This window comes from Oliverpabstia intestinalis, assembly GCF_009696065.1.
GTDB classification, from domain to species: domain Bacteria; phylum Bacillota; class Clostridia; order Lachnospirales; family Lachnospiraceae; genus Oliverpabstia; species Oliverpabstia intestinalis.
Genome location: NZ_VUMS01000083.1, coordinates 1 through 1,363 on the forward strand (window position 1 = coordinate 1; position 1,363 = coordinate 1,363).

Annotated in this window: 2 protein-coding genes; both read left to right on the plus strand. The window is 42.6% G+C overall.

Annotated features, from left to right (window positions below):
• Positions 1–91: 91 nt before the first annotated feature.
• Positions 92–439, plus strand: a complete 348-nt coding sequence (locus tag FYJ57_RS15610; protein WP_229097941.1) for a transposase — start codon at positions 92–94, stop codon at positions 437–439.
• Positions 429–1,247: an IS3 family transposase gene (locus tag FYJ57_RS15010; protein WP_235904617.1), complete on the plus strand. Its 819-nt coding sequence runs from the start codon at positions 429–431 to the stop codon at positions 1,245–1,247. Before FYJ57_RS15610 ends, FYJ57_RS15010 begins: the two co-directional genes overlap by 11 nt.
• The last annotated feature ends 116 nt before the right edge of the window (positions 1,248–1,363 follow it).

A 1,363-nucleotide genomic window follows, 5' to 3' on the forward strand; every position in this document is an offset into this window, starting at 1 on the left:
TATAATGGTCTCATAAATTAAGACACTTTTTCGGACAGTTTTTAATGAATCTGATATACTTAAACCAGTATGAAAGAAAGGATCCATTATCATGTCCAGACAAAGAAGAAATTTTAATGCCAAATTCAAATCAGACCTTGTAATTGAGCTGCTTAAGGGTGAGAAAGATCTCAATACCCTTGCAACTGAAAATAACATCCAACCAAATCTGCTCCGCAACTGGAAAAAAGAGTTCTTGAACAATGCTTCGGTTGTGTTCGACGACAAGCGTGAGGAAAACCTCAAAGAAAAGCTTGCCGAAGAGCGTAAGGAGAAAGCGGAGTATGCCAAAAAGGTTGGTCAGTTAACCATGCAGGTTGACTGGCTCAAAAAAAAATCTGAAGAAATTTGTGGACCTGACTACGAGAGTAAGTTTAGTCCAAAACCTTTTGACGACTAAGGAAATTCCGGCTTCTGTTGGCGCCAGGTTGCTTGGCATCAACCGTACAAGCATTTATTACAAGGGTGCCCCTATTTCAGATGAGGAACTGGCCTGCAAAGAGATCATGGATCATCTCCATACAGATAATCCCACTTGGGGCGCAAGACAAATGTCTGCACAGTTAAAAACCCGTGGTTACCAGGTTGGACGCCGCAAGGCAAGACGCTACATGAATGAGATGGATATTTACCCGATTTATCCAAAGATGAATCTTTCCAAGCGAATGCAGCAGGCGAAAGTATGTCCATATCTTCTTCGTAATGCGGTCATAGACAAACCAAATCAGGCATGGTCTATTGACATTACATATATTCCGATCAAGCGCGGATTTCTGTATCTGACAGCCGTGATCGACTGGTATAGCCGTTGTATTGTCGGCTGGGAAGTGGATGACACACTTGATACCAGAATGGTTATCAGTGCCCTGAAAAAAGCTTTCAAAGTGGCAAAACCTCAGATCTTGAATTCAGATCAGGGTTGTCAGTTTACAAGTCAGCAATACATTGACTTTGTAAAGGAAAACGGTATCCGCCAGAGTATGGATGGAAAAAGCCGCTGGGCAGACAACATCATGATTGAGCGCTGGTTCCGCAGCTTCAAGTATGAGGAAGCCTATCTGACACAGTACAACAACATCTGGGAAGCAAGGGCTGCTATCAGACAGTATATCCACACCTACAACTTTGAGCGACGCCATTCTGCACTTGATTACCAAACACCGGCTGAATGCTACTATCCGGCAATGTTGATGCCATATGTAGCTTAGCATATATTGGATCTGGGGAGTGCTCCACTGTTCTCTCCATGTTCCTTGTAACTTGTCCACCATATCAGTTCATTATAAAAATCTTAGATTTTTGTCTTGACAACTGAGCCACTATA

What these genes read in the sequence shown, in the direction of transcription:
- FYJ57_RS15610 (WP_229097941.1), top strand. Translation starts at nt 92, where the DNA reads ATGTCCAGACAAAGAAGAAATTTTAATGCCAAATTCAAATCAGACCTT.